This is a genomic window from Crenobacter luteus, from assembly GCF_004345725.1.
Lineage (GTDB): Bacteria > Pseudomonadota > Gammaproteobacteria > Burkholderiales > Chromobacteriaceae > Crenobacter > Crenobacter luteus.
In genome coordinates this window covers 93712-118783 of the sequence record NZ_SLXG01000006.1, presented here as the reverse complement: position 1 = coordinate 118783, position 25072 = coordinate 93712, and the positions used below count along the sequence as shown (strand labels likewise).

The following is a 25072-nucleotide window of genomic DNA, read 5'->3' as shown; positions in this document are numbered from 1 at the left end:
CGGGGCCCACCCGCCGTCTTCTTCCTGCACTCCTTGTCCCATCGCCAACGGAGTGTTTTCATGCAAACCCGACTTTTCCCCCTGTGCGCGCTGTCGCTGGCCTGTGCGCAGGCCTTCGCCGTCACCTTGCCCGAATACCGCGGCGAAGAAGTGGTGGTGACCGCCACCCGCCAGGCGACGCCGGTCGCCAAGGTGCTGTCCGACGTGACGGTGATCGACGCCGACGAGATCGCGCGCGCCGGAGCCCAAGACCTGCCGGCCTTGCTGGCGCGCGTTGCCGGCGTCGAGGTCGCGTCCAACGGCGGCCGCGGCCAGACCGCCAGCGTGTTCCTGCGCGGCGCCGAGGCCGACCACACGGTCGTGCTGGTCGACGGCATGCGCATCGTGTCGGCCACCGACGGTTCGACCGCGCTGCAGCACATCCCGCTGTCCGAGATCGAGCGCATCGAGATCCTGCGCGGTCCGGCGTCCAGCCTGTACGGCGGCGACGCGATCGGCGGCGTGATCCAGGTCTTCACCCGTCAGGGCAGCGGCGCGCCGCGTTTCGCGGTCAACGTCGGCGGCGGTTCGCGCGATCAGCGCAAGGTCTCGGCCAACGTGTCCGGCCAGCTCGACCAGACCGCGTTCAGCCTGAGCGTCAGCCACGACCAGACGCGCGGCTTCTCGGCGACCAACGCCAACAACGCCTTCGGCTTCGACCCCGACCGCGACGGCAACGAGAACAAGGCCTACAGCGCGCGCCTCGCCCAGCACTGGGCGCCGGGCCAGACGCTGTCGCTGAACCTGTTCCAGACCTTCGCGACCACCGACTACGACGGCGGTTTCGACAACGCCAAGCCGGACGAGGTGCGCCAGCGCCTCACCGGCCAGAGCGTCGAGAGCCGCAACGTGCTGACCGACGCGTGGACGTCGACGCTGCGCTTCGCGCGCACCCAGGACAAGTACGAGGACTATACCGACGGCAATTTCGCCGTCCGCAACGGCCTGTTCCAGACCACCCAGGACGAGTGGACCTGGCAGAACGATATCAACAGCGCGGTCGGTACCTGGATGGCCGGCGCCAGCCACGTCGACCAGAAGGTCGAGGCGCAGACCCGCTTCAGCGCGACCGAGCGTACGGTCAAGTCGCTGTTCGGCGGCTACCAGGGCGAGTTCGGCGCCCTGCTGGCGCAGGCCAACCTGCGCTACGACGACAACAGCCAGTTTGGCGACAAGACCACCGGCTCGGCCAACCTCGGCTGGCGCTTCGCGCCGGGCTGGCTGGCGACCGCCGGCTACGGCACCGCGTTCAAGGCGCCGACCTTCAACGACCTGTACTGGCCGCTGGCCTTCGGCTACCAGGGCAATCCGAACCTGAAGCCGGAAACGTCGAAGCAGTGGGAGGCATCGCTCGGCTACCGCGCCGGCGAATCGGCCGCCAAGCTGGTGCTGTTCCGCAACGAGATCGACAACCTGATCGTGATCAAGTCCGACTTCAGCACGGTCGACAACCTGAACCGCGCGATCATCAAGGGCGCGACGCTGTCCGGCGACACCCGCTTCGGCGGGCTGGCGCTCGAGGCGTCGGCGACCTGGCAGTCGCCGGAGAACGCCGACAACGGCAAGCAGTTGCAGCGCCGCGCGCGCCGCCACGCCAGCCTGAGGGCATCCTACGCGCTCGTCGAGCCGCTGACCGTCGGCGTCGAGCTGCGCGCGCAGGGTCGGCGTTACGACGACAGCGCCAACAACACCCGTCTGGCGGGTTACGGCGTGACCAATCTGTTCGCCAGCTACGCGATCGACCGTCAATGGACGCTCGACGCGCGCGTCGACAACGTCGGCGACAAGGAATACGAGCTGGTTCGCGGCTACAATACGCCGCGCCGCGAGTACTTCCTCGGCGTGCGTTACGCCAGCCAGTAAGGCGCAGCGCTTTCGGGCAGCGGCCGGCCGATGGGGCGGCCGCTTTTTTCATGCTTTCCGGTCGCCTCGTGCGCCCGGGTTGTCGGGCCATTTGCCATGCTCCACCTGATCAGCGGCGGCGCCCGCTCCGGCAAGAGCCGCCACGCCGAAACGCTCGCGCTCGCGCACGCGGGCCCGGTCGTCTACCTCGCCACCGCCGCGTGCGACGCCGCCGACGCCGAGTTCGCCGCGCGCGTCGCGCACCACCGCGCGCGCCGTCCGGCCCACTGGGGCTGCGTCGAGACCGGCGCCGGGCTCGCCGACGCGCTGGCCACCCACGCCGCGCCCGACACGCTGCTCTTGGTCGACTGCATGACGATGTGGCTGATGCACTTTGTCGACGAGGACGGGCTCGGCCAACCTTGGCCCGAGGCGCGCGCGCGGCTCTTGGCGACGCTGGCCGGCCTGCCGGGCACGCTGCTTTTGGTGACGAACGAGATCGGCTGGGGCGTGGTGCCGCTGGGCGCGGCGACGCGCGCCTTCGTCGACGAACTGGGTCGGCTCAACCAGGACCTCGCGGCGCGGGCCGACCGCGTCAGCCTGGTCGCCTGCGGCCTGCCGCTGGTGTTGAAGGGGGAGGGGGCATGAGGCGGTCCATCCGGGGGCTGGCCGCGTGCGCGGCGCTGGCGGCCGGCGCCGCGCACGCGACGGTGGCCGTCCACGACGCCACCGGCCGCACGGTGACGCTGGCGCACCCTGCCGCGCGCATCGTCGCGCTGTCGCCGCACGCGGTCGAGCTGTTGTACGCGGCCGGCGCCGGCGCGCGCGTGGTCGCGGCGGTCGACTACAGCGACTTCCCGCCCGAGGCGGCGCGGCTGCCGCGCGTCGGCGGCGTGATGGGCTTCAGCCTCGAGGCGCTGGTGCGCCAGCGTCCCGACCTCGTGGTCGCCTGGCGCGACGGCCTCGGCGTGCGCGACGAGGCGCGGTTGCGCGCGCTCGGCATCCCGCTCTACATCTCGCGGCCGTTGAAGCTCGACGACGTCGCGGTCGAGATCGCCGCGCTCGGCCGGCTGGCCGGCAGCGCCGCGACCGCCGACGCGGCGGCGGCGCGCTACCGCGCGCGGCTGGCCGGCTTGCGCCGGCGCTACGCCGGGCGGGTGCCGGTGTCGGTGTTCTACCAGGTCAGCGCGGCGCCGATCTTCACCGTCAGCGACACGAGCTTCGTCGGCCAGATGGTGGAGAGCTGCGGCGGCCGCAACGTGTTCGGCAAGCTGCCGCTGCCGGCGCCGCAGGTGTCGGTCGAGACCGTGCTCGCCGCGCGGCCGCAGGTGATGCTGGCCAACGACGCGGCGACGCTGGCGGCCTGGAGCCGCTGGAAAACGCTGCCGGCGGTCGCCGCCGGCACCCGCTACGTGCTGCCCGGCGACCTGGTCGGCCGGCCCGGTCCGCGGCTGGTCGACGGCATGGGCGCGGTGTGCGCGGCGCTCGAAAAAGCGCGCGGCCGGCTCGGTTTGACGCCGCGCTGAGCGGCCGCTATGCTCGCCCCCATGGAACACGATCTCGAGTATCTCGAAAGCCGCGTCGCGGCGCTGATCGCCGCGCTCGGCGAGGCCGGCGCGCAGAATGCAAGGTTGGCCGAGGCGCTGGCGGCGGCGCTGAAGGAAAACGCCGAGCTCAAGTTCCGGCTGGAAGAAACCCGCAACCGGGTGGCGGCGCTGATCGAGCGCCTGCCGCGCGACGAGGAGGAGTCCGCATGAGCGACATCGTCCAGGTCGACATCGAGCTCTTGGGTCGCCACTTCGCGGTCGGCACGCCGGCCGACGAGCGCGACACGCTCTTGGAGGCGGTCCGTCTGCTGCAGGACAAGATGAACCTGATCCAGGGCGCCGGCAAGATCGTCGACGCCGACAAGATCGCGATCATGGCCGCGCTGAACATCGCGCACGACCTGCTGAAGACCAAGGTCGGCGACGGCTTGGAGATGGCCGAGTTTCAGCGTAAAATACGCGGCATGAGTGCGGCGGCCGACGCCGCGCTCGACGCGAACAAACCGGCGCCGTTCTCCGTGTGACGGGAATGGCGGGAAACGTTTCTTTTTCCCCCTGCGGTGTTCGAGAAGGCGCACAATTCCTTTGAACCAATGCGTTCGCTCTGGCCGCTAGCATCTACGGCGCGGGTGCGTCGCGTTCCCCTTGCGGAACGCGCCCGAAGCGCCAGGCAGGTGGCCCCCTGGAAACAGGGTTCAAGCGAATTTTGCCGGACCGACATCTGTGGGGGGATCCCCCAACGCCTCGGGCCGTCCACTAGGGCGGCCCGATTTTTTTGCCCCGGACCCAGACGTGCAAGACAAGACCGTCCTGCGTCGTACCCTGAGGCGCGCCCGCGCCAAGCTCTCCCCCGCCTACCGCACCGCCGCCGCCGCCCGTCTGCCCAGTCTCGCGCGCGCGCTGATCGGGCGCGGCAAGCGGCTGGGCGCCTACGTCGCCGTCGGCTCCGAGCTCGACCTGACGCCGCTGATGAACGCCGCGCTGTGGCGCGGCGCGCGCGTGTTCGTGCCGTCCATCCCGCGCCGCCACCGCCGGCTGTGGTTCACCGAGATCGACGGCCGCGGCCGCTGGTACCGCGAGCCGCGCTACCACTTGTGGGAATACCATGGCCCGCGCGTGCGCGCCGAATCGCTCGACGTGCTGTTCGTGCCGCTGGTCGGCGTCGACGCGCACGGCTACCGGCTCGGCCAGGGCGGCGGCTTCTACGACAGCTCGCTGCATTTCCGCCGCCACCGTCGCGTCGGGCGCAAGCCGCTGATCGTCGGCGTCGCCTTCGACTGCCAGAAGGTCGACGCGGTGCCGCGCGAGCCGTGGGACGTGCGGCTGGATGCGCTGCTGACCGAGTCCGGGTTGACGCGCTTTCGCTGATTCGGGGCGAAGGCGCGCGTCAGCAGTGGCCCTTCTTGGCCTGGCCGGGTGGGCAGAAGCCGCCGCCGTGTCCGCCGCCGCCTATGCTCACTTCGAGCGGCGTGATCTCGATCGGTTTGACGCTGACCCGCGGCGGCGTGACGGTACAGGCGGACAGCACGGCGAGCATGAGCGCGCAGGCGACGATTTTCATGGCATTTCCTCGTGTGGGTGTCGTGCGCGGGATTGAAAACCATCGTCAGCGTACGGGGGATCTTTTTTTGCAAAGGTGTATGAAGCGATGGCCTGCTGGCTGATGAAATCCGAGCCCGACGAGTTGTCGATCGCCGACCTGGCCGCCGCGCCGGCGACCGCCTTCGTCTGGACCGGCGTGCGCAACTACCAGGCGCGCAACTTCATGCGCGACGCGATGGCGGTCGGCGACACGGTGCTGTTCTGGCATTCGAGCTGCGAGAAGCCGGGCTTGTACGGCCTGGCCGAGGTCGCCGCAACCGGCCTCGTCGATCCGACCCAGTTCGACCCGGCAAGCCCCTATTTCGACCCGAAGGCGACGCACGCTGCGCCGCGCTGGCAGACGGTATCGGTGCGCTTTGCGAAACAGACCGCCTACCTGTCGCCGGCCGCGCTGCGCGCGATTCCGGGGTTGGAGGGCATGACGGTGCTCAAGCGCGGCAACCGGCTGTCGATCACGCCGGTCACCGACGAGGAATGCCGCATCCTGATGGAGATCCTCGCCTGATGCCGCCCGTCGAACTGTTCCTCGGCCTGGTCGCCTTCGGCGCGCTCGCCGGCTTTCTCGCCGGCCTCTTGGGCGTCGGCGGCGGCCTCGTCATCGTGCCGGTGATGGTGTGGTTCCTCGGTTCGGCGCACCTGGGCGGCGAGCACGTGCAGCATCTGGCGGTCGGCACTTCGCTGGCGGTGATGGTGTTCACCAGCTTTTCCAGCGTGATGGCGCACCACAGGAAGGGTGCGGTCGACTGGGGCATTGTGCGCGGCATGGCGCCGGGCGTGGTGCTCGGCACCTTCGCCGGCAGCCAGATCGCCGGCCTGCTGCCGAGCGACGGGCTCAAGTGGTTTTTCGTCGTCTACGCCTACGCGATCGCGCTGCAGATGTTCTTCAACGCCAAGCCGGCCGGCCAGCGTGCGATGCCGGGCCGGCTCGGCCAACTGTCGGCCGCCGGGCTGATCGGCACGATCTCGAGCTTCGTCGGCATCGGCGGCGGTTCGATGAGCGTGCCGTTCATGAGCTGGTGCAACGTGCCGATTCACCGCGCGATCGCGACCAGCGCGGCGCTCGGCTGGCCGATCGCCGTGTCGGGCGCGCTCGGCTACCTCGCCGGCGGCTGGCAGGCGAACGGCCTGCCGTGGGGCTCGGCCGGCTTCGTCTACCTGCCGGCGATGGCGACCCTGATGGCGCTGACCGTATTGCTGGCGCCGCTCGGCGCGGCCGCCGCGCACAAGCTGCCGGTCGCGAAGCTCAAGAAGGCGTTCGCGCTGCTGATGGTCGTGACGGCGACCGAGATGCTGCTGTCCCTGCTGCGCTGAAAATTGTTAGCGATTTGTTGCGGCGCAGAACCAAGCGTCGCGCCTTGTGTTCTACTGGGAATCTGACCGTCATGGAAAGCGCGGGCCGTGAACCTGCGGCCCGCAACGATTCGCAAGGAGTAGACCGATGACCGCTTCCCGTTCCCGCGCGCACGCGCTGACCCGTTTCTTGCACTGGACTATGGCCGCCGCCGTGTTCGGCTTGCTGGCCGCCGTCTACGCCAAGGGCCTGTTTCCCAAGGGCACGCCGCTGCGCGCCGGCCTGCAGTCCGTCCACGTCCAGCCCGGCCTCGTCGTCGGCCTGTTGGTCCTGCCGCGCCTGTTGTCGCGACTGGCGCTGCCGCTGCCGCCGATCGAGCCCAAGCCGAGCGCGGCGGTCGCCGGCCTGTCGCACCTGACCCATATGCTCCTGTACCTCGGCATGCTGTCGCTGCCGGTGCTCGGCGTGCTGATGCTGCAATACAACGGCAAGCCGGTCGATCTTCTCGGCCTGTCGCTGCCGACGCTGGTCGGCGAGGACAAGGGTTTCGCCAAGGTGCTCAAGGAAATCCACGAAACCGTCGGGGTGGCGGTGATGTGGCTGGTCGGCCTGCACATCGCGGCGGCCCTGTGGCATCACCTGGTGGTGCGCGACAACACGCTCTTGCGCATGCGCTAAGGAGCGCCGCGATGCCGCTGTTCCCTCCGACTCCGCCGCGCCAGAACGGCCTCATCGACGTCGGCGACGGCCACCGCCTCTACTGGGAGGAGGTCGGCCGCGCCTGCGGCGCGCCGGCGCTGTTCCTGCACGGCGGGCCGGGCGCCGGCTGTTCCGAACGGCACCGCCAGCTGTTCGACCCCGACCACTACCGCGCGGTGCTGTTCGACCAGCGCGGCGCCGGCCGCTCGCAGCCCTTCGGCGAACTCTCGGCCAACAGCACCGGCCACCTGGTCGCCGACATCGAGGCGCTGCGCGTTCACCTCGGCGTCGAGCGCTGGCTGGTCGTCGGCGGCTCGTGGGGCAGCACGCTGGCGCTCGCCTACGCCGAGGCGCACCCCGAGCGCGTGACCGGGCTGATCCTGCGCGGCGTCTTTCTCGGCCGCGACAGCGAGGTCGACTGGTTCATGCACAAGATGGGCGACTTCCAGCCCGAGGCGCGCGCCGCCTTCCTCGCCGCCTTGCCGGAAGCCGAGCGCGGCGACCTGCTGGCGTCCTACTACGCGCGCCTGACCGACGACGACCCGGACGTGCGCCTCGCCGCCGCGCGCGCCTGGGCCGGCTACGAGGACGCGTGCGCGACGCTGCTGCCGTCGCCGACCCCCGGCGGCGTCGACAGCGCCGCCTACGCGATCGCGCGGCTCGAGGCGCATTACTTCGTGCACCGGCTGTTCCTCGCCGACGCGCCGCTCTTGGACGGCGTCGCGCGCATCGCCCACCTGCCCGGCGTCATCGTGCAGGGCCGCTACGACCTCGTCTGCCCGCCGGTGTCGGCGTGGGAGCTCGCGCAACGTTGGCCGAGGGCCGAGTTGCGGATGGTCGACGCCGCCGGCCACTCGCTATGGGAGCCGGGCGTGCTCGAGGCAACGCTCGCCGCGCTCGACGTCGCCAAGGGCTGGGGCTGACGGCCGCGCGCCCGATGATGGCGCGTCGCCTCGGCCAGGTCCCGCGCCGGCAAGCTTTGCTTTTTCCGACACTTGCCGCACTGTCGGCCACTTCGCCGCGCCGCTATAATCGGGCGTTTGAGGATATTGGCCGCACGCCCGCGCCGACGCGGGCGGGTTCAGCCCGACCGCTTTAACCGGATAAAAGATCGCCATGCAAGAACACTACAGCCCGCGCGAAGTCGAAGCCGCCGCGCAAGCGCACTGGGAGACGACCGCCGCCTTCCGCGCCGTCGAGGATACCACCCGCCCGAAGTACTACGCCCTGTCGATGTTCCCGTACCCGTCGGGCAAGCTGCACATGGGCCACGTGCGCAACTACACCATCACCGACGCGCTGGCGCGCTTCATGAAGCTGCAGGGCTACAACGTGCTGCAGCCGATGGGCTGGGACGCCTTCGGCCTGCCGGCCGAGAACGCCGCGATGAAGAGCGGCGGCGCGCCGGCGGCGTGGACCTACGCCAACATCGAGTACATGAAGGGCCAGCTCAAGCAGTTGGGCTTCGCGCTCGACTGGGAGCGCGAACTGGCCACCTGCACCCCCGAGTACTACCGCTGGGAGCAGTGGCTGTTCACCCGCCTGTTCGAGAAGGGCATCATCTACAAGAAGAACGGCGTGGTGAACTGGGACCCGGTCGACCAGACCGTGCTCGCCAACGAGCAGGTGATCGACGGCCGCGGCTGGCGCTCCGGCGCGCTGGTCGAGAAGCGCGAAATCCCGATGTATTACTTCGCGATCACCAAGTACGCCGATGAACTGCTCGACAGCCTCGACACGCTCGACGGCTGGCCCGAGCAGGTCAAGACCATGCAGCGCAACTGGATCGGCAAGAGCTACGGCGCCGAGATCGTGTTCCCGTACGACGCGGCCAGCGTCGGCCACGCCGGCGAGCTGAAGGTCTACACCACCCGTCCCGATACGCTGATGGGCGCGACCTACGTGGCGGTCGCCGCCGAGCACCCGCTGGCGACGCAGGCGGCCGCGGACAACCCGGCGCTGCAGGCCTTCATCGCCGAATGCAAGGCCGGCTCGGTCGCCGAGGCCGACATGGCGACGATGGAGAAGAAGGGCCTGCCGACCGGCCTGTTCGTCGTCCACCCGCTGACCGGCGACAAGCTGCCGGTGTGGGTCGCCAACTACGTGCTGTGGGGCTACGGCGAGGGCGCCGTGATGGCGGTGCCGGGCCACGACGAGCGCGACTTCGCGTTCGCCAACAAGTACGCGCTGCCGATCAAGCAGGTGATCGCGCCGGCCTCGGGCGACGACGACTTCGAGCCGACCGTCTGGAAAGAATGGTACGGCGCCAAGGACGAGTCGGTCGTGACCGTCAATTCCGGCAAGTACGACAATCTGGGCTACCAGGCGGCGTTCGACGCCATCGTCGCCGACCTCGCCGCGCAGCAGCGCGGCAGCAAGAAAACCCAGTACCGCCTGCGCGACTGGGGCATCAGCCGTCAGCGCTACTGGGGCTGCCCGATCCCGATCATCCACTGCCCGTGCTGCGGCGACGTGCCGGTGCCGGAAGACCAGCTGCCGGTGGTGCTGCCCGAGAACGTGGTGCCGGACGGCGCCGGTTCGCCGCTGGCCCGCATGCCGGAATTCTACGAGACCACGTGTCCCAAGTGCGGCGGCGCGGCGCGCCGCGAAACCGACACGATGGACACCTTCGTCGAGTCGTCGTGGTACTACGCGCGCTACGCCAGCCCGAAGTGCGACACCGCGATGGTCGACAAGCAGGCGGCCGATTACTGGCTGCAGGTCGACCAGTACGTCGGCGGCATCGAGCACGCGATCCTGCACCTCCTGTACGCGCGCTTCTTCCACAAGCTGATGCGCGACGAGGGCCTGGTGTCGAGCGACGAGCCGTTCAAGAGCCTGCTGACGCAGGGCATGGTGGTGTGCGAGACCTTCTACCGCGAGCTGCCGAACGGCTCGAAGGACTGGATCGCGCCGCAGGACGTGATCCTCGAGCGCGACGCCAAGGGCAAGATCGTCGGCGCGACCCACCGCGTCGACGGTCAGCCGGTCACGGTCGGCGGCGTCGAGAAGATGTCCAAGTCGAAGAACAACGGCGTCGACCCGTCGGAATTCATCGAGAAGTACGGCGCCGACACCGCGCGCCTGTTCATGATGTTCGCCGCGCCGCCGGACCAGAGCCTGGAGTGGTCGGACGCCGGCGTCGAGGGCGCGTTCCGCTTCCTCAAGCGCCTGTGGAAGACCGTCGGCGAGCATGTCGCCGCCGGCGTGGTCGACAAGTACGCGTCGGGCGAGCTGTCGGCCAACCTCAAGGAGCTGCGCTTCAAGCTGCACGCGACGATCCAGAAGGTCGCCGACGACTACGGCCGCCGCCAGCAGTTCAACACCGCGATCGCCGCGGTGATGGAGCTGCTGAACGCCTACGACAAGGCCGACAAGTCCGGCGAGCAGGGACGCGCCGTCGCGCAGGAAGTGCTCGAAGCCGTCGTCGTGCTGCTGTCGCCTATCGTGCCGCACATCGCCGAGGCGCTGTGGAGCGAACTCAAGCCGGGTACCACGTTGCTCGAGCAGGGTTGGCCGAGCATCGACGAGTCGGCTCTCGTGAAGACCGAGCTCGAACTGATGGTGCAGGTCAACGGCAAGCTCAGGGGCAGCGTGACCGTGCCGGCCGACGCCGACCGGGGCGCGATCGAGGCGGCCGCGATGGCCAACGAGAACGTGCAGAAGTTCATGGAAGGCAAGCCGGCCAAGAAGGTGATCGTGGTGCCGGGGCGTCTGGTCAACATCGTCGTTTAACCGTTTCGGGGGGGCTCGCCCCCCGCCGGAGAGCCCATGCGTTTCATCCGCAAGCTGTTGCTGCTGGCCTCGCTGTTCGCGCTCACCGCCTGCGGCTTCCAGCTGCGCGGCCTGACCGCGCCGCTGGCGCCGCTGCCGTTCGCCTCGGTCTATCTCGACGGTCAGGGTTCCGTGATGTCGGAACTCGGCAAGGCGCTCGCGCGCGACCCGCGCCTGACCGTCGCCACCTCGGCCGCCCAGGCCGAGGTCGTGCTGCGCCTGAGCGACGAGGCGAGCGCCAAGGACATCCTGACGATCAACCGCGCCGGCCGCGTCAACGAGTACCTGCTGACGCTGCGCGTGACCGCCGAGCTGCTGCGCGGCGGCGAACGCTACGGCGAGCCGCGCACCGTGATCGTGCGCCGCCGCCTCGCCTACTTCGACTCGGCCGTGCTGGCCAAGGAGGAGGAGGAGAGCTTCCTGTGGCGCGACATGCGCCGCGACGCCGCCGACCAGCTCGCGCGCAGCCTCGCCTATATGAAGCCCTTGCCGGCGGCGGCACAGCAGTCGCTGAAGCCGGCCGTCCCGCGCGATGCCCAGCCTGTCCGCTGAGTCGCTGCCCGGCCAGCTCGGCCGCAGTCTCGCGCCGCTTTACCTGATCCACGGCGAGGAGGCGCTGATCGCGCTCGAGGCCGCCGACGCGATCCGCGCCGCCGCGCGCGCGGCCGGCTACGCCGAGCGCGAGGTGCTGACCGTCGAGGGCGGCTTCGACTGGTCGCGGCTGAATGAAGCCAGCCAGAGCCTGTCGCTGTTCGCGTCGCTGCGCCTGCTCGAGATCCGCATCCCGTCCGGCAAGCCCGGCACCGAAGGCGCGACCGCGCTGCAGGATCTGGCCGGCGCGCCGCCGGCCGACACGCTGACCCTCGTCATCCTGCCCAAGCTGGAGAAGGCGCAGCTGTCGAGCAAGTGGTTCACCGCGCTCGCCGCCGCCGCGCAGGTGGTCGAGGCCAAGCCCGTCGGCCGCGCCGAGCTGCCGGGCTGGATCGCGCGGCGGCTGAAGCGCCAGGGCCAGAGCCTGTCGGCCGAGGCGCTCGCCTTCTTCGCCGACCGCGTCGAGGGCAACCTGCTGGCTGCGCGCCAGGAGGTCGACAAGCTCGCGCTGCTGTTTCCGGCCGGCGAGATCGCCTTCGACGACTTGCGCGCCTCGGTCGCCAACGTCGCGCGCTTCGACGTGTTCCAGCTGTCCGAGGCGTGGCTGTCGGGCGATTCCGCGCGCGTCGCGCGCATGCTAGACGGGCTGGAAGCCGAGGGCGAGGCGCCGGTGCTGGTGTTGTGGGCGGCGAGCGAGGATGTGCGCGCGCTGCTCAGGCTGCGCCAAGGCCTCAAGGACGGCCGCACCGTGCGCGATCTGGCGCGCGAGTTGCGCTTGTGGGGCGAGCGGCAGAGGTTGGCCGAGCCGGCCTTGCGCCGCGTCGGGCCGCGCACGCTGATGACCTTGCTGGCCGAGTGCGCGCGCGCCGACCGCCAGATCAAGGGTGCCGAGCCGGGCGACGCGTGGCTGACGCTGCGCCGCGTCGCGGCGAGCTTGTCGGCCGGACGCTAGTCCGTCTCGTTTCGCGCTCTGCGCATGAAAAAACGGCCCGCTGCGACAGCGGGCCGTTTTCGTTTGCCAGTGGGCGGCGGGCGTCACAGCGCCCGGTCGGGCTGGATGACCACGCGCATGCGCTTGCCGCCGGCGTCGCGCAGCGCGCCGGACGGTTCGGCGCCGCCGCGGTAGCTGGCCAGCACCTTGGCGACGTAGTCGCGCGTTTCGGGGTAGGGCGGGATGCGGTTGTTGTACTTCTGCACCGCACCCTCGCCGGCGTTGTAGGCGGCCAGCACCAGCGGCAGGTTGCCGTTGAACGCGGTCAGCAGGAATTTCAGGTAGCGCGCGCCGGCCTTGAGGTTCTGGCGCGGGTCGGACAGCTCGGTGACGCCGAAGCGCTCGCCGGTGGCCGGCATCACCTGCATCAGGCCGACCGCGCCCTTGGGCGACAGCGCCGCGCTCTGGTAGCCGGACTCGACGCTGACGATCGCGTGCAGCAGCTCGGGGTCGAGCCGGTGTTCGCGGGCGACGCGGGCGATCATCTCGCGGTAGGGTGCCTTGCGGCTGGCGCTGATGTGCGGCGCGGCGACCCTGGGCAGGCCCGCGACGTCGCCCGGCGCGACGCCCTGGCGGGTCTTGCCGACGATCACCACGTCGTCGACCGCGTCCTCGCGCTTGAGGCTACCGCCTTTCTGGAACAGCTGGTAGCGCGCGTCGAGCTGCCGCTCGGCCAGGTGCGCCCGACCGTCCTCGTCGACGTAGCCCCAGATCTCGGCGCGGGCGGGGACGGACGACAGGGCGGCGACGGTGGCGAACAGCAGCAGGAATCGGGTCATCGGGCGAGTCTTTCGCGGTGAAGTCGCGCCATTATCGAATCATTTCAACGACTTGGCCAGCGTCTTGCCGTTTTTTGCGTCCGCCGCCCCGCCTGCTACGCTGAATGGTGGCGCGCGCGGCGCGCGGCGATCTTTTTGTCATGGCGGCGTCGGCCGCCGCAACGGGAGGTGGAAGATGACGTGGCTCGATAGTCTGCGGGGGGCCCTGGGGGGCGATCAGGGCGCGCTGGCCGGTGCCGTCGCGCAGTTGCTGCAGGACAGCGGCGGGCTGGAGGGGTTGCTCGACAAGCTGCGCCAGGGCGGGCTCTCCGAGGCGGTCGCCTCGTGGCTCGGCTCGGGCGACAAGCTGCCGGTGACGGCCGAGCAGATCGAGTCGGTGCTCGGCAACGAGACGATCGCGGCGCTGGCCGGCAAGGCCGGTCTCGACCCGCAGCAGCTGGCGGCCGGCATCGCCGACTACCTGCCGCAGCTGGTCGACAAGCTGTCGCCGGACGGCACGCTGCCCGCGGGCGGCGGCGACCTGCTCGGCCAGGGGCTGGACGCGCTCAAGGGCCTGTTCAGGCGCTGAGGCGCGCGGGGGCAGGCCCCGGCCCGGCGTCGACGCTCGGCCGGGGTCTTGTCGCGTCCGGCCTACTCGCGGTGGTAGGGGTGGTTGTTGAGGATGGATACCGCGCGGTACAGCTGTTCGGCCAGCATCACGCGCACCATGCCGTGCGGCAGCGTCATCGCCGACAGCTGCAGCGTCAGGTCGGCGCGCTGTTTCAGTTCGGCCGACAAGCCGTCGGCGCCGCCGATCACGAAGGCGATGTCCTGGCCGTCGGCCAGCCAGTCCTTCAGGCCGGCCGCCAGTTGCATGCTGGTCCAGTTCCGGCCGCGTTCGTCGAGCACCACGAGGCGCGCGCGCGGCGGCAAGGCGGCGACGAGGCGCGCGTGCTCGGCGGCGATGCCGCGCTCGGCGGTGACGCCGCCGCCGCGCTTCTCGGGCTTGATTTCCTTCAGTTCCAGCGCGATGTCGCGGCCGAAGCGCTTGGCGTAGTCGTCGAAGGCCTCGTCGACCCAGCGCGGCATCTTGGTGCCGACCGCGAGGATGGTCATTTTCATCGTCGGGTTCTCCGAAAAAGCAAAAAGGTTGGCCGAGCACAGGCTCGGCCAACCTTTTGCGGGGGCGGGTTACGCGCTTACAGCGCCTTCCACGGGCGACCGCCGGCCGGCACGAAGGACGGCTTCTCGCCACCCCACAGCGCCTCGATGTCGTAGTAGTCGCGCACCGCCGGCAGCATCACGTGGACGACCACGTCGCCGGCGTCGACCAGCACCCACTCGCCCGATTCCTGGCCTTCGGTGCCGACGATGTCGACGCCCGCTTCCTTCAGCTTGACGTGTACGTTGTTGGCCAGCGCCTTCACCTGGCGGTTCGAGTCGCCGGTGCAGACGATCATGCGCTGGAACAGCGAGGTCAGCTGGGTGGTGTCGAGTTCGATGATGTCCTTGCCCTTCACGTCTTCGAGGGCGTCGACCGCGAGTTTCGCGATCTCTTTAGCGTCCAGTTCCATAGTCTTCCTTCAAGTGGGCCGCGCGGCCCCGGCGCCGTACAGGTGCCCGGCCTCGATATAGGCGAGCACGGCCGGCGCGATCAGGCCGTCGACCGCGGCGCCCTGGCCGAGCCGGGCGCGCAAATCGGTGGCCGAGATGTCCATCGGCGGCAAAGTCAAGGCGCGGATTGTACCCGAGGGCGTTCGATTTGGAAAATCAGACACTTGGCGCTGCCGCCATTCGGCGGCTACCGGCTCGGGCAGAGTCGCCGGGTCGAAGCCCGGCCTGAGCGCGACCGCGAGATGGGCGAGCGCGAACAGCTCGCGCCAGCGCCGCCATGTCGCGAGCTGCGCCAGCGAGTCGCCGCCGATCAGGCACCAGATCGGCACGTCGGGGCCGAGCTCGGCGCGTAGCTCGGCGAGCGTCTCGACCGTGTAGCTCGGCCGGCCGCGCCGCACCTCGCGCTCGTCGACGACGAGGCCCGGCTCGCCGGCGACGGCGAGGCGCGCCATCGCGAGACGCTGCTCGGCGCTGGCGAGCGGCGCGGCCTCGCGGTGGTAGGGGTCGCCGGCCGGGATCAGCCGCACCTCGGACAGCGAGAGCTCGTCGCGCAGCGCGCGCGCCAGCCGCAGGTGACCGGCGTGGATCGGGTCGAAGGTGCCGCCGAACACGCCGACGGCGCGGTCCGGGCTCACCATCGCGACGCGTGCTCCTCGACGAGGCCGAGCAGCGCGTCGACGCGCCGCGTCTGGCCGCTGGCCGGGTGGACGACGTGGCCGTTAAAGGTGCCGACGCGCTGTAGCGAACGCTGTTCGGCGCCCAGGTGGCGCAGCGCGTCGCCCCGCTCGCCCTCGGGGCGGAATTCGAGGTCGACGAGGCCGTCGGCGGTACGCACGCGCCACGGCGAACGCGGGTCGGTCGCGTCGACGGCGAAGCTCGCTTCGGCCAGGCGGAACAGCGCGCCGTCCAGCCACAGCGCGTTCTCGGCGCGGCCCATGAAGCCGGTGGCGAGGTTGAAGCCCAGGCCCGGGCGCTGCGCGCCGGCGCGGCACCAGCGCGTGTTGCGCGCCAACAGGCCGTTCGCGCTGTCGAGGCTGGCGGTCGCGCCGTCGAGCGGCAGGTGGACGCCGCCGGCCTCGACGTAGCCGGCGACCGGCAGCGCGCCGCTCTTGTGCGCGGCGTGCGCCAGCCAGTTGGCCGGCGCGATCGTGGCGAGCACCGGGCCGGGCTCGGACAGGTCGACGTGGGCGGCGAGTTTGAGTTCGGGAGCGTTGACCGTCACCTCGAGACGCGTTTCGGCGCGGCGGAAGGCGACGCAGCGGCTGCCGGTGCGGAAGGTGGCGTCGCCGAACGCGCGGTCCTCGACCGCGGCGCGACGCCCCGGCAGGCCGGCGGCGGTGAACTCGGCGACGACGCGGCCGGCCTCGCGGTCGAACACGAAGGCGTGGGCGGCGCCGGTCCAGCCGGCTTCGAGCACGGTGACCGCGACGAGGTAGCGCGCGTGCGCGAAGGTGACCGACTGCCAGCGCTTGTGGTGCAGGCGGCGCGTCAGCCGCTTGAGCGGCGGCGTCTGCAGCCGTGCCCAGGACAGGCTGCCGACCACGCCCTGGTACATGCCGAAGGCCGGCACGCCGCGTTCGTGCACCAGCCGTTCGGGGGCCGGTGGCAGGGGGCTGGGCGAAGGGTCCATGCGGGTGGGTCGCGCGGCGTCGCCGCGCGGCCGGGAGTTGAACATGGACAACAGTTTATTCCAGATCGGCGCGCGAGCGGGAGCGGCTTCTCACAGCGTATCGAGCGGGATCTTCAGGTAGCGACGGCCGTTCGCCTCCGGCGGCGGCAGGTGGCCGGCGCGGATGTTGACCTGGATCGCCGGCAGGATCAGCACCGGCATCGCCAGCGTCGCGTCGCGCGCGGTGCGCATCGCGACGAAGTCCGCCTCGCCGACGCCGTCGCGCAGGTGGATGTTGCGCGCGCGCTGCTCGGCGACCGTCGTTTCCCACGCCGGCGCGCGGCCGGCGGGCGGGTAGTCGTGGCACATGAACAGCCGCGTCTCGGGCGGCAGCGCGTACAGCCGCTGCACCGAGTGGTACAGCGTGGCGGCGTCGCCGCCGGGGAAGTCGCAGCGCGCGGTGCCGACGTCGGGCATGAACAGCGTGTCGCCGACGAAGACCGCGTCGTCGACGCGGTAGGCGACGTCGGCGGCGGTGTGGCCGGGCAGGTGCATCACCTCGATCGAGAGTTGGCCGAGCGGCAGCGTGTCGCCGTCGTCGAGCAGTACGTCGAACGGCGTGCCGTCGGTCGCGAAGCCGGCTTCGAGGTTGAACACCGGCTTGAAGTGACGCTGCACCTTGTCGATCTGGCGGCCGATCGCGATCCGGCCGCCCAGTTCGCGTTGCAGCCACGCGGCGGCCGACAGGTGGTCGGCGTGCGCGTGCGTCTCGAGCAGCCAGTCGACGGTCAGCCCCAGTTCGCGCACCCGCGCGACGATCCGCTGCGCGCCGGTGTGGCTGGTGCGGCCCGACTTCGGGTCGTAGTCGAGCACCGGGTCGACGATGGCGGCGCGGCCGCCGGGCGTGTCGTAGACGAGGTAGCTGACGGTGCCGGTGACGGCGTCGTAGAAGGCGTCGATCTGGACGGGCATGGTGGCCTCCGCTGGCGAAAGTGACGATTTCAATATATTGATAAATAATATATCAGTCAATATAATGTTTTCAGGGTCCGTCGCAACTCGACCGCACGGACCGCAACCGACCGAAACAGGGGACGCGATGGAACTGGAACAACTGCGCGGTCACGCCGAGAGCGCGGCCGCCCTGCTCAAGAGTCTGGCCAACGCCGACCGGCTGCTGCTCTTGTGCCAGCTGGTCGACGGCGAGAAATCGGTGTCGGAGCTGGAGGCGCTGACCGGCGTGCGCCAGCCGACGCTGTCGCAGCAGCTGGGTGTGCTGCGCAACGAAGGCCTGGTCGCGACGCGACGCGACGGCAAGTGGATCTATTACAGCATCGCCAGCCGCGAGGCGCTGGCGATGCTGTCGGCTTTGTACGCGCTCTACTGCGCGCCGCAAGAGGAGGAAGTGTGATGGCCATAGACTGGCTTGCATTCACGCCGGCGTCGTCGCTGGCGGGCGGCGCGCTGATCGGCGTCGCCGTGGTCGTCTACCTGCGGCTGGCCGGCCGCATCGCCGGTATCAGCGGCGTCGTCGGCGGCCTGATCGAGCGCGCCGCCGACTGGCCGGTGCGGCTGGCCTTCGTCGCCGGCCTCGTCGTCGCGCCGACGCTGTGGCTCGCGTTCGGCGGCGTCTTGCCTGCCGCGTCGGGCCAGGGTTGGCCGAGCCTGCTGGCGGCGGGGCTGCTGGTCGGCTTCGGCACCCGGCTCGGTTCCGGCTGCACCAGCGGCCACGGCGTGTGCGGGCTGGCGCGCCGCTCGCCGCGCTCGCTGGCCGCCACGCTCGCCTTCATGGCGGCGGGCTTCGCCACCGTCTACGTCACGCGCCATCTGATCGCCTGAGGAGAATCACGATGAAACCCAAAACCGTCGCGGTCGCTTTCGCCAGCGGCCTGCTGTTCGGCGTCGGCCTGCTGTTGTCGGGCATGGCCGACCCGGCCAAGGTGCTCGCCTTCCTCGACCTGGCCGGCGCCTGGGATCCCAGCCTGATCCTGGTGATGGGCGGCGCGCTCGCGGTGGCGCTGCTCGGCTTTCGCGGCGTGCGCGCCGGCGGTACGACGCCGCTGGGCGAGCCGCTGAACCTGCCGACCGCGACGCGCGTCGACGGCCGCCTCGTCGCCGGCAGTCTGTTGTTCGGCGCCGGCTGGGGGCTGGCCGGGCTGTGTCCGGGGCCGGCGCTGGTGCGGCTGGGCGCCGGGCTGCCGGACGCGGCGCTCTTCGTCGCCGCGATGCTGGCCGGCATGGCCTTGCACCGCGTGGTGTTCCGGTGAGCTGGGTCGGCGCGGGGCTGGCTGCCGCCCGGCGCGCGAGCCTGCCGACCGATATCGCCGCCGGCGCGGTGGTCGCGCTGCTTCTGGTGCCGCAGGGGCTGGCCTACGCGCTCCTGGCCGGGCTGCCGGCCGAGGTCGGCCTGTACGCGAGCCTGCCGCCGCTGCTCGTCTACGCGTGGCTCGGCCCGAGTCGCGAGCAGTCGGTCGGGCCGATGGCGCTGACGTCCTTGCTGACCGCGGCGACGCTGTCGCGTTTCGCCGTGCCGGGCAGCGCCGATTACGTCGCGCTGGCGGCGCTGTTGGCGCTGCTGTCGGGCGCGATGCTGGCCGCGCTCGGCTTGGCGCGGGCCGGCTTTCTGGCCGATTTCCTGTCGCGGCCGGTGCTGTCGGCGTTCACCGCCGCGTCGGCGGTGCTGATCGTCGCCTCGCAGCTCGGCTCGCTGGTCGGCGTCAGGGCCGGCGGCGCGACGCTGACCGACTTCGTCGCCGCCTTGCCGCGCATCGTCGACGGCGCACGGCTCCCGGCGCTGGCGGCCGGCGGCGCGACGCTGGCCTGGCTGTGGTGGGCGCGGCGGCGTCTCGCGCCGACGCTGGTGCGGCTGGGGGTGGGGCAGGGCCTGGCCGAGCTCGTCGCGCGCACCGCGCCGGTGTGGGCGGTGGCGGCCGCGACGCTCGTCGCCGCGCGCTGGCCGTGGTTCGCCGCGCAGCCGCTACTGGGCCCGGTGACCGCCGGCCTGCCGGCGCCGGTCTGGCCGGCGGCGTCGTTCGCCGCCGTCGAATCCTTGCTGCTGCCGGCTTTCTTCATCGCGATGGTCAACCTGGTGCAGGGCCTGTCGGTCGCGCAGTGGCTGGCGGTACGGCGCGGCGAGACGGTCGAGCCCGAGCCCGAGATGGTCGCGCTCGGCGCGGCCAACGTCGCCTCCGGCCTGTTCGGCGGCCTGCCGGTGACCGGCGGGCTGTCGCGCTCGGTGGTCAACGCCGAGGCCGGCGCGCAAAGCCAGTTCGCCTCGCTGGTGACCGCGCTGGCGACCGCCGCCTGGCTCTTGTTCGCGGCCGGTTCGCTGGCGACGCTGCCGCTGGCGGTGCTGGCGGCGGTCATCGTCGTGCCGGTCGCCGCGATGATCGACCTGTCGCCGCTGTCGCGCGCGTGGCGCGCCGACCGCGCCGACGGCGTCGCTTTCGCCGCGACCTTCGCGCTGTCGCTGGCCGTCGGCGTCGACGTCGGCGTGGTCGCCGGCGTGCTCCTGTCGCTCGGTGCCTGGCTGGCCAAGAGCGGCCGGCCGCACCTGGCCGAGCTCGGCCGCCTGCCCGGCTCCGAGCATTTCCGCAACGTCGCGCGCCATCCGCACGCCGAGCGCTTGCCGGGTCATCTGTTTTTGCGCGTCGACGACAGCCTCTACTTCGGCAACCTGCGCCGCGTCGACGCCGACCTGTGGCAAAGGTTGGCCGAGCGGCCGGGCACGCGCTGCCTGGTGCTGTCGATGAGCGGCGTCAACCGCGTCGACGCCAGCGCGGTCGACTGGCTGCTGCGCTTCGACGCGATGCTGGCCGCGCGCGGCGTCGTGTTGTGGTTGGCCGAGGTCAAGGGGCCGGTGCACGACCTGTTCGCGCGCGCCGGCGCGCTCGACGGCTTCGACGGCCGCTTGTTCTTGTCCAACCAGCGCGCGTGGCAGGCGGCCGGCGGGGCGACGGCCGATTACGCGATCTGAAAATAAGCGCGGCCGCCGCTGCAACTGTCGCGCGCTTGCGCCTATCATAGGCGGCATGACCCCGCCCACCCGCCGTTTCCTTCCTGCGCTCGCCGTTGCGGTCGCGCTGGCCTTCGCGCCGGCCGCCAGCCACGGCGAGTTGCCGTACTACGATCTGCCCGACCTGGGCGAGGCGGCCGACAGCGCGCTGTCGGCCGCCGACGAGGCGAGGATAGGCCGCAACGTGGTCGCCGCGATGCGCGCCGGCGGCGAGATCGCCGACGACGCCGAGGTTACCCTCTACCTGAACGATCTGGGCGGCCGCCTCGCGCAACCGGCGCTGTCGGCCGGCACCCGCTACCAGTTCTTCGTCGTCAACGACCGCTCGATCAACGCCTTCGCGCTGCCGGGTGGCTACATCGGCGTCAACAGTGGGCTGCTGCTCGCGTCGCAGAGCGAGGCCGAGCTCGCGTCGGTGCTCGCGCACGAGATCGCCCACGTCGCCCAGCGCCACATGGCGCGCATGAAGGCGGCCAGCGCGCCCAACCAGCTGGTGATGCTGGCGGCCATCCTCGCCGGCGCGCTGGCGGCGCGCAGCGGCAGCGCCGACGCGACGATAGGCGTGCTCAACGCCGGCATCGGCCTGTCGATCCAGAACCAGCTCTCGTACAGCCGCGACTTCGAGCGCGAGGCCGACCGGCTCGGCATGCAGTATCTGGCCGCCGCCGGCTTCGACGTGCGCGCGATGCCGAGCTTTTTCGAGCGCATGCAGCAGGCCAACCGCCATAACGACAACAACGCCTACGCCTTCCTGCGCACCCACCCGGTGACGGTCGAGCGGATCAGCGAGGCGCAGAACCGCGCGCTCGGCCTGCCGCTGAAGATGCGCGCCGACAGCGTCGACTACCTGCTGGCGCGCGAGAAGCTGCGCGTCGCGGTCGCCGGCGCCGACGAGGCGGCGCGCTTTGGCGAGGCGGCGCTCAGGAACCGACAGTTCCTCAACGAGGGCGCGACCTGGTTCGGGCTGGCGAGCGCGCGCCTCGCGCAGCGCCGCGTCGGCGAGGCCGCCGCCGCGCTCAGGGAGGCGCAGGCCCGGCTGCCGGCCCATCCGATGCTGGCCACGCTCTCGGCGGCGATCGCGCGCGCCTCGGGCGACGCCGCGGCCGCGCGCGCCGCCTTCCGCGCCGGTCGCGCCGCCTTCCCCGGCAACCGCGCGCTGACGCTGGCCGAGATCGACTTCCTGCTCGAGGCCGGCGACCGCGACGCGGCCGGCGCGCGGCTGCGCGAGGCCTTGAGTCGCCATAATACGGATGCGGAACTCTACCGGCTGCAGGCGCGCCTCTACGCCGACCGCGACCGGCTGCGCTACCACGCGGCGCTCGGCAACGCGTTCTACTTCGAAATGCGCTACGGCGCGGCGATGGAGCAGTACCAACTGGCGGGCAAGGCGCCCGGCGACGACTTCTACCTGCGCTCGGCGATCGAGGCGCGGATGCGCGAAATAGAAAAAACCCTCAAGGAAGACGGCACAACGCGCGGCAAAAAGCCGGCCGACGCCCGGTTTGGCGACGTTCACCGGCATTTTGCGTCCCGCTGAGCGCGTCCGCGGCCCGCGCTGCGGGCGCATTCCCGACAATTTTGTTCGGATATTCGACCGTCCCCGGCGGGCGTTTTCGTTTTCGCGCCTGTGCCGCGCCGCCGCCGTCCCGCCACCTGCCGGAAGCCGCTTCCATACCGCCTCCCGGCGCCCCTGCGCCGTCCCGCCTGACCGGCTTTCCGGTCGTCAAATCGCAAAAAAACAACATGTTGCGGCGCAACAACGGCGTCATTTTCTGCTTTTTGGAGTGAAAGCTTTAAAAGGGGATTCCTTTCCGTTTTCCCCCGGACTTACACTGCACTCGGCTCCTGCAACTGTTCGTAAATGAAAATTTCGTTTGCGGAATTGTTCGCATATAATCCGCCGAGGACTCTGCCGCTTCGTAAGCGAGCCGGCTGAAAACAAAGACGGAACCCGTACCCCGGTCTTCCGCGAACTCCTGTGAGGATGAGAGATGGCTGCAATCTTTCCTAACGACATCGATCCGTTGGAAACCCGTGAGTGGCTCGACGCGCTGGCGTCGGTGCTGGAGAACGACGGCGCCGAGCGTGCCCATTACCTGCTCGAGCAACTGGTCGAGAACGCGCGCCGCGGCGGTGCCGACGTCGACATGGGCTCGACGACCCCGTACGTGAACACCGTGTCGGTCGACCGCCAGGCGCCGCTGCCCGGCGACCCGGCCGTCGAAGAGCGCCTGCGCAACATCGTGCGCTGGAACGCGCTCGCCACCGTCGTGCGCGCCAACAAGGGCAACGACATGGGTCTGGGCGGCCATATCGCCTCCTTCCAGTCGGCCTCGACGCTGTACGAGATCGGCTTCAACCATTTCTGGAACGCCCCGGGCGACGCGCACGGCGGCGACCTGGTGTTCGTGCAGGGCCATTCGGCGCCCGGCATCTACGCCCGCGCTTTCGTCGAAGGCCGCCTGACCGAAGAGCAGATGATCAACTTCCGCCAGGAAGTCGACGGCAAGGGTCTGTCCTCCTACCCGCACCCGTGGCTGATGCCGGACTTCTGGCAGTTCCCGACCGTGTCGATGGGCCTGGGTCCGCTGATGGCGATCTACCAGGCGCGCTTCATGAAGTACCTGGAAGACCGTGGCCTCGCGAAGACCGCCGGCCGCAAGGTGTGGGTGTTCTGCGGCGACGGCGAGATGGACGAGCCGGAATCGCGCGGCGCGATCGGCGTCGCCGCCCGTGAAGGCCTCGACAACCTGGTGTTCGTGATCAACTGCAACCTGCAGCGTCTGGACGGCCCGGTGCGCGGCAACGGCAAGATCATCCAGGAACTGGAAGGCGAGTTCAAAGGCGCCGGCTGGAACGTCGTCAAGGTGATCTGGGGTTCCAAGTGGGACGCGCTGCTGGCCAAGGACAAGACCGGCCTGTTGAAGAAGCGCATGATGGAGTGCGTCGACGGCGACTACCAGACCTTCAAGTCCAAGGACGGCGCCTACGTGCGCGAGAAGTTCTTCGGCAAGTACCCGGAACTGCTCGAGCTGGTCGCCGACCTGACCGACGACGAGATCTGGGCGCTGAACCGCGGCGGCCACGACCCGCGCAAGGTGTACGCTGCCTACCACGAAGCGACCCACAACGCCAACGGCAAGCCGACCGTGATCCTCGCCAAGACCGTCAAGGGCGAAGGCATGGGCGGCTCGGGCGAGGCGCAGAACACCTCGCACCAGCAGAAGAAAATGGACATGGAAGACATCAAGCGCTTCCGTGACCGCTACGGCATCCCGCTGTCCGACGAAGAAGTCGAGAAGGTGCCGTTCTACCTGCCGCCGGCCGACAGCCCGGAAATGCAGTACCTGCACGCCCGCCGCAAGGCGCTGGGCGGCTACCTGCCGCAGCGCAAGCCGGTGACCACGCCGCTGGCCGTGCCGGAACTGTCCGCTTTCGACGCGCTGCTGAAGGATTCGGGCGAGCGCGAGTTCTCGACCACGATGGCCTTCGTGCGCATGCTGAACGTGCTGGTCAAGGACAAGCAGATCGGCAAGCAGATCGTGCCGATCGTGCCGGACGAATCGCGTACCTTCGGCATGGAAGGCATGTTCCGCCAGCTCGGCATCTGGAGCCACGTCGGCCAGAACTACGTGCCGCAGGACCACGACCAGCTGATGTTCTACAAGGAGTCGACCGACGGTCAGGTGCTGCAGGAAGGCATCAACGAGCCGGGCGCGATGTCCTCGTGGATCGCCGCCGCGACCTCGTACGCCAACCACGGCATCCCGATGGTCCCGTTCTACATCTACTACTCGATGTTCGGCTTCCAGCGTATCGGCGACCTCGCCTGGGCCGCCGGCGACCTGCGCGCCCGCGGCTTCCTGCTCGGCGGTACCGCCGGTCGCACCACGCTGAACGGCGAGGGCCTGCAGCACGAAGACGGCCACAGCCACATCCAGGCCGGCCTGATCCCGAACTGCGTGACCTACGACCCGACCTTCGCGTACGAGCTGGCGGTGATCGTCCAGGACGGTCTGAAGCGCATGTACGGCGAGAAGCAGGAAGACGTCTTCTACTACCTGACGGTGATGAACGAGAACTACGCGCACCCGGCGATGCCGGAAGGCGCCGAGGCCGGCATCATCAAGGGTCTGTACAAGCTGAAATCCGTCGGCGACGGCGCGCTGCGCGTCAAGCTGATGGGTTCGGGCACCATCTTCAACGAAGTGATCGCCGCCGCCGACCTGCTGGCCGCCGACTTCGGCGTCGCGTCCGACATCTTCAGCGCCACCTCGTTCAACGAGCTGCGCCGCGACGGCATGGAAGCTTCCCGCTGGAACCTCCTGCACCCGACCGAGGCGCCGAAGAAGCCGTACGTCACCGAGGTGCTCGAAGGCTTCGAAGGCCCGACCATCGTCGCGACCGACTACATCCGCAACTACGCCGACCAGGTGCGTGAATACGTGCCGGGCCGCTACGTGGTGCTGGGCACCGACGGCTTCGGCCGCTCGGATTCCCGCCAGAAACTGCGCGAGTTCTTCGAGGTGAACCGCTACTACGTCGCCGTCGCCGCGCTGAAGGCGCTGGCCGACGAAGGCAAGATCCCGGCCGCCAAGGTGGCCGAGGCGATCGCCAAGTACGGTATCAACGCGGACAAAGTGCCGTCCTGGAAAGCCTAATCACGTGAGCTGACCGAAACGGGGAGACAACCTCCCCGT

The 25072-nt window shown here is 70.3% G+C and carries 27 protein-coding genes and 1 other RNA gene; 21 read left to right on the top strand and 7 right to left on the bottom strand.

What is annotated here, in order from left to right; translation table 11 throughout:
- The first annotated feature begins 60 nt into the window (after positions 1–60).
- The 7 genes from EV683_RS05760 to EV683_RS05730 all read left to right on the top strand — a co-directional run bounded on the left by EV683_RS05760 (position 61) and on the right by EV683_RS05730 (position 4796).
- A complete protein-coding gene (locus EV683_RS05760; protein ID WP_165916792.1) occupies positions 61–1902 on the top strand; it encodes a TonB-dependent receptor domain-containing protein in 1842 nt (613 codons plus the stop codon).
- Between the two features lie 96 nt (positions 1903–1998).
- Positions 1999–2529 (top strand): bifunctional adenosylcobinamide kinase/adenosylcobinamide-phosphate guanylyltransferase, encoded by a 531-nt coding sequence (gene cobU / locus EV683_RS05755; protein ID WP_131862139.1) that lies wholly within the window; start codon positions 1999–2001, stop codon positions 2527–2529.
- On the top strand, positions 2526–3407 hold the full coding sequence (locus EV683_RS05750) for a helical backbone metal receptor (RefSeq protein ID WP_131862138.1): 882 nt from the start codon (positions 2526–2528) through the stop codon (positions 3405–3407). Before cobU ends, EV683_RS05750 begins: the two co-directional genes overlap by 4 nt.
- Positions 3408–3428: 21 nt before the next feature.
- Complete coding sequence (locus EV683_RS05745; protein WP_066611070.1) at positions 3429–3638, top strand: hypothetical protein; 210 nt, start codon at positions 3429–3431, stop codon at positions 3636–3638.
- Entirely contained in the window at positions 3635–3952 is a 318-nt protein-coding gene (locus tag EV683_RS05740; protein WP_066611071.1) for a cell division protein ZapA, read from the top strand. Before EV683_RS05745 ends, EV683_RS05740 begins: the two co-directional genes overlap by 4 nt.
- Positions 3953–3977: 25 nt before the next feature.
- A non-coding RNA gene (gene ssrS / locus EV683_RS05735) (6S RNA) lies at positions 3978–4162 on the top strand.
- 58 nt (positions 4163–4220) lie between these two features.
- A complete protein-coding gene (locus EV683_RS05730; protein ID WP_131862137.1) occupies positions 4221–4796 on the top strand; it encodes a 5-formyltetrahydrofolate cyclo-ligase in 576 nt (191 codons plus the stop codon).
- A gap of 19 nt (positions 4797–4815) precedes the next feature.
- Here EV683_RS05730 and EV683_RS05725 read toward each other — a convergent pair whose 3' ends face one another.
- Positions 4816–4989 carry a vir-repressed protein gene (locus tag EV683_RS05725; protein WP_131862136.1) on the bottom strand — a complete coding sequence of 58 codons (174 nt, stop codon included), beginning with the start codon at positions 4987–4989 and terminating at the stop codon, positions 4816–4818.
- An 87-nt stretch (positions 4990–5076) separates the two neighbouring features.
- Here EV683_RS05725 and EV683_RS05720 point away from each other — a divergent pair, with 87 nt between their 5' ends.
- From EV683_RS05720 to holA, 7 genes are all read left to right on the top strand, one after another.
- The gene (locus EV683_RS05720) at positions 5077–5535 is read left to right on the top strand and encodes an EVE domain-containing protein (protein ID WP_066611075.1); all 459 of its coding nucleotides are present in this window, start codon (positions 5077–5079) and stop codon (positions 5533–5535) included.
- Positions 5535–6341 carry a sulfite exporter TauE/SafE family protein gene (locus EV683_RS05715; RefSeq protein ID WP_131862135.1) on the top strand — a complete coding sequence of 269 codons (807 nt, stop codon included), beginning with the start codon at positions 5535–5537 and terminating at the stop codon, positions 6339–6341. Before EV683_RS05720 ends, EV683_RS05715 begins: the two co-directional genes overlap by 1 nt.
- A 127-nt stretch (positions 6342–6468) precedes the next feature.
- The gene (locus tag EV683_RS05710) at positions 6469–6999 is read left to right on the top strand and encodes a cytochrome b (RefSeq protein WP_131862134.1); all 531 of its coding nucleotides are present in this window, start codon (positions 6469–6471) and stop codon (positions 6997–6999) included.
- Positions 7000–7010: 11 nt separating this feature from the next.
- Positions 7011–7943 (top strand): prolyl aminopeptidase, encoded by a 933-nt coding sequence (gene pip / locus EV683_RS05705; RefSeq protein WP_131862133.1) that lies wholly within the window; start codon positions 7011–7013, stop codon positions 7941–7943.
- A gap of 193 nt (positions 7944–8136) precedes the next feature.
- Entirely contained in the window at positions 8137–10755 is a 2619-nt protein-coding gene (leuS, locus tag EV683_RS05700; RefSeq protein WP_131862132.1) for a leucine--tRNA ligase, read from the top strand.
- A gap of 36 nt (positions 10756–10791) precedes the next feature.
- The gene (locus EV683_RS05695; RefSeq protein ID WP_131862131.1) at positions 10792–11346 is read left to right on the top strand and encodes an LPS-assembly lipoprotein LptE; all 555 of its coding nucleotides are present in this window, start codon (positions 10792–10794) and stop codon (positions 11344–11346) included.
- Positions 11327–12337, top strand: a complete 1011-nt coding sequence (gene holA / locus EV683_RS05690) for a DNA polymerase III subunit delta (RefSeq protein WP_131862130.1) — start codon at positions 11327–11329, stop codon at positions 12335–12337. Before EV683_RS05695 ends, holA begins: the two co-directional genes overlap by 20 nt.
- A gap of 83 nt (positions 12338–12420) precedes the next feature.
- On the opposite strand, the gene EV683_RS05685 is transcribed toward holA, so the two are convergent.
- Positions 12421–13155 (bottom strand): lytic transglycosylase domain-containing protein, encoded by a 735-nt coding sequence (locus EV683_RS05685; RefSeq protein ID WP_131862129.1) that lies wholly within the window; start codon positions 13153–13155, stop codon positions 12421–12423.
- Here EV683_RS05685 and EV683_RS05680 point away from each other — a divergent pair.
- Entirely contained in the window at positions 13127–13723 is a 597-nt protein-coding gene (locus tag EV683_RS05680; protein WP_243694724.1) for a YidB family protein, read from the top strand. The genes EV683_RS05685 and EV683_RS05680 overlap by 29 nt on opposite strands.
- Before the next feature lie 62 nt (positions 13724–13785).
- On the opposite strand, the gene rlmH is transcribed toward EV683_RS05680, so the two are convergent.
- The 5 genes from rlmH to EV683_RS05655 all read right to left on the bottom strand — a co-directional run bounded on the left by rlmH (position 13786) and on the right by EV683_RS05655 (position 17329).
- Complete coding sequence (gene rlmH / locus EV683_RS05675) at positions 13786–14256, bottom strand: 23S rRNA (pseudouridine(1915)-N(3))-methyltransferase RlmH (RefSeq protein ID WP_131862128.1); 471 nt, start codon at positions 14254–14256, stop codon at positions 13786–13788.
- A 77-nt stretch (positions 14257–14333) separates the two neighbouring features.
- Positions 14334–14708, bottom strand: a complete 375-nt coding sequence (gene rsfS, locus EV683_RS05670) for a ribosome silencing factor (RefSeq protein ID WP_197457412.1) — start codon at positions 14706–14708, stop codon at positions 14334–14336.
- Between the two features lie 9 nt (positions 14709–14717).
- A complete protein-coding gene (nadD, locus tag EV683_RS05665; RefSeq protein ID WP_131862127.1) occupies positions 14718–15386 on the bottom strand; it encodes a nicotinate-nucleotide adenylyltransferase in 669 nt (222 codons plus the stop codon).
- Positions 15380–16378 (bottom strand): DUF2804 family protein, encoded by a 999-nt coding sequence (locus tag EV683_RS05660; protein WP_131862126.1) that lies wholly within the window; start codon positions 16376–16378, stop codon positions 15380–15382. Before EV683_RS05660 ends, nadD begins: the two co-directional genes overlap by 7 nt.
- 90 nt (positions 16379–16468) lie before the next feature.
- Positions 16469–17329 (bottom strand): MBL fold metallo-hydrolase, encoded by an 861-nt coding sequence (locus EV683_RS05655; protein ID WP_066611098.1) that lies wholly within the window; start codon positions 17327–17329, stop codon positions 16469–16471.
- Between the two features lie 127 nt (positions 17330–17456).
- On the opposite strand from EV683_RS05655, the gene EV683_RS05650 reads away from it, so the two are divergent.
- The 6 genes from EV683_RS05650 to aceE all read left to right on the top strand — a co-directional run bounded on the left by EV683_RS05650 (position 17457) and on the right by aceE (position 25033).
- Entirely contained in the window at positions 17457–17768 is a 312-nt protein-coding gene (locus tag EV683_RS05650) for an ArsR/SmtB family transcription factor (RefSeq protein ID WP_066611100.1), read from the top strand.
- Positions 17768–18196 (top strand): YeeE/YedE family protein, encoded by a 429-nt coding sequence (locus tag EV683_RS05645; protein ID WP_131862125.1) that lies wholly within the window; start codon positions 17768–17770, stop codon positions 18194–18196. The genes EV683_RS05650 and EV683_RS05645 overlap by 1 nt, the downstream gene beginning before the upstream one ends.
- An 11-nt stretch (positions 18197–18207) precedes the next feature.
- The gene (locus tag EV683_RS05640; RefSeq protein WP_066611104.1) at positions 18208–18624 is read left to right on the top strand and encodes a DUF6691 family protein; all 417 of its coding nucleotides are present in this window, start codon (positions 18208–18210) and stop codon (positions 18622–18624) included.
- Positions 18621–20333 carry a SulP family inorganic anion transporter gene (locus EV683_RS05635; RefSeq protein ID WP_066611106.1) on the top strand — a complete coding sequence of 571 codons (1713 nt, stop codon included), beginning with the start codon at positions 18621–18623 and terminating at the stop codon, positions 20331–20333. The genes EV683_RS05640 and EV683_RS05635 overlap by 4 nt, the downstream gene beginning before the upstream one ends.
- Positions 20334–20388: 55 nt before the next feature.
- Positions 20389–21909 (top strand): M48 family metallopeptidase, encoded by a 1521-nt coding sequence (locus EV683_RS05630; RefSeq protein WP_131862124.1) that lies wholly within the window; start codon positions 20389–20391, stop codon positions 21907–21909.
- Between the two features lie 454 nt (positions 21910–22363).
- Positions 22364–25033 carry a pyruvate dehydrogenase (acetyl-transferring), homodimeric type gene (gene aceE, locus EV683_RS05625; protein ID WP_066611108.1) on the top strand — a complete coding sequence of 890 codons (2670 nt, stop codon included), beginning with the start codon at positions 22364–22366 and terminating at the stop codon, positions 25031–25033.
- Positions 25034–25072 lie beyond the last annotated feature (39 nt).

Bases quoted from the DNA above. Each gene is read 5' to 3' on its own strand.
- EV683_RS05645 (WP_131862125.1), top strand. From the start codon at position 17,768: ATGGCCATAGACTGGCTTGCATTCACGCCGGCGTCGTCGCTGGCGGGC.
- rlmH (WP_131862128.1), bottom strand. From the start codon at position 14,256: ATGAAAATGACCATCCTCGCGGTCGGCACCAAGATGCCGCGCTGGGTC.
- pip (WP_131862133.1), top strand. From the start codon at position 7,011: ATGCCGCTGTTCCCTCCGACTCCGCCGCGCCAGAACGGCCTCATCGAC.
- EV683_RS05640 (WP_066611104.1), top strand. From the start codon at position 18,208: ATGAAACCCAAAACCGTCGCGGTCGCTTTCGCCAGCGGCCTGCTGTTC.
- EV683_RS05685 (WP_131862129.1), bottom strand. From the start codon at position 13,155: ATGACCCGATTCCTGCTGCTGTTCGCCACCGTCGCCGCCCTGTCGTCC.
- EV683_RS05715 (WP_131862135.1), top strand. From the start codon at position 5,535: ATGCCGCCCGTCGAACTGTTCCTCGGCCTGGTCGCCTTCGGCGCGCTC.
- EV683_RS05695 (WP_131862131.1), top strand. From the start codon at position 10,792: ATGCGTTTCATCCGCAAGCTGTTGCTGCTGGCCTCGCTGTTCGCGCTC.
- rsfS (WP_197457412.1), bottom strand. From the start codon at position 14,708: ATGGAACTGGACGCTAAAGAGATCGCGAAACTCGCGGTCGACGCCCTC.
- EV683_RS05740 (WP_066611071.1), top strand. From the start codon at position 3,635: ATGAGCGACATCGTCCAGGTCGACATCGAGCTCTTGGGTCGCCACTTC.
- EV683_RS05725 (WP_131862136.1), bottom strand. From the start codon at position 4,989: ATGAAAATCGTCGCCTGCGCGCTCATGCTCGCCGTGCTGTCCGCCTGT.
- EV683_RS05650 (WP_066611100.1), top strand. From the start codon at position 17,457: ATGGAACTGGAACAACTGCGCGGTCACGCCGAGAGCGCGGCCGCCCTG.
- EV683_RS05750 (WP_131862138.1), top strand. From the start codon at position 2,526: ATGAGGCGGTCCATCCGGGGGCTGGCCGCGTGCGCGGCGCTGGCGGCC.
- EV683_RS05710 (WP_131862134.1), top strand. From the start codon at position 6,469: ATGACCGCTTCCCGTTCCCGCGCGCACGCGCTGACCCGTTTCTTGCAC.
- EV683_RS05745 (WP_066611070.1), top strand. From the start codon at position 3,429: ATGGAACACGATCTCGAGTATCTCGAAAGCCGCGTCGCGGCGCTGATC.
- cobU (WP_131862139.1), top strand. From the start codon at position 1,999: ATGCTCCACCTGATCAGCGGCGGCGCCCGCTCCGGCAAGAGCCGCCAC.
- nadD (WP_131862127.1), bottom strand. From the start codon at position 15,386: ATGGTGAGCCCGGACCGCGCCGTCGGCGTGTTCGGCGGCACCTTCGAC.
- leuS (WP_131862132.1), top strand. From the start codon at position 8,137: ATGCAAGAACACTACAGCCCGCGCGAAGTCGAAGCCGCCGCGCAAGCG.
- EV683_RS05660 (WP_131862126.1), bottom strand. From the start codon at position 16,378: ATGGACCCTTCGCCCAGCCCCCTGCCACCGGCCCCCGAACGGCTGGTG.
- EV683_RS05655 (WP_066611098.1), bottom strand. From the start codon at position 17,329: ATGCCCGTCCAGATCGACGCCTTCTACGACGCCGTCACCGGCACCGTC.
- EV683_RS05720 (WP_066611075.1), top strand. From the start codon at position 5,077: ATGGCCTGCTGGCTGATGAAATCCGAGCCCGACGAGTTGTCGATCGCC.
- holA (WP_131862130.1), top strand. From the start codon at position 11,327: ATGCCCAGCCTGTCCGCTGAGTCGCTGCCCGGCCAGCTCGGCCGCAGT.
- EV683_RS05760 (WP_165916792.1), top strand. From the start codon at position 61: ATGCAAACCCGACTTTTCCCCCTGTGCGCGCTGTCGCTGGCCTGTGCG.
- aceE (WP_066611108.1), top strand. From the start codon at position 22,364: ATGGCTGCAATCTTTCCTAACGACATCGATCCGTTGGAAACCCGTGAG.
- EV683_RS05630 (WP_131862124.1), top strand. From the start codon at position 20,389: ATGACCCCGCCCACCCGCCGTTTCCTTCCTGCGCTCGCCGTTGCGGTC.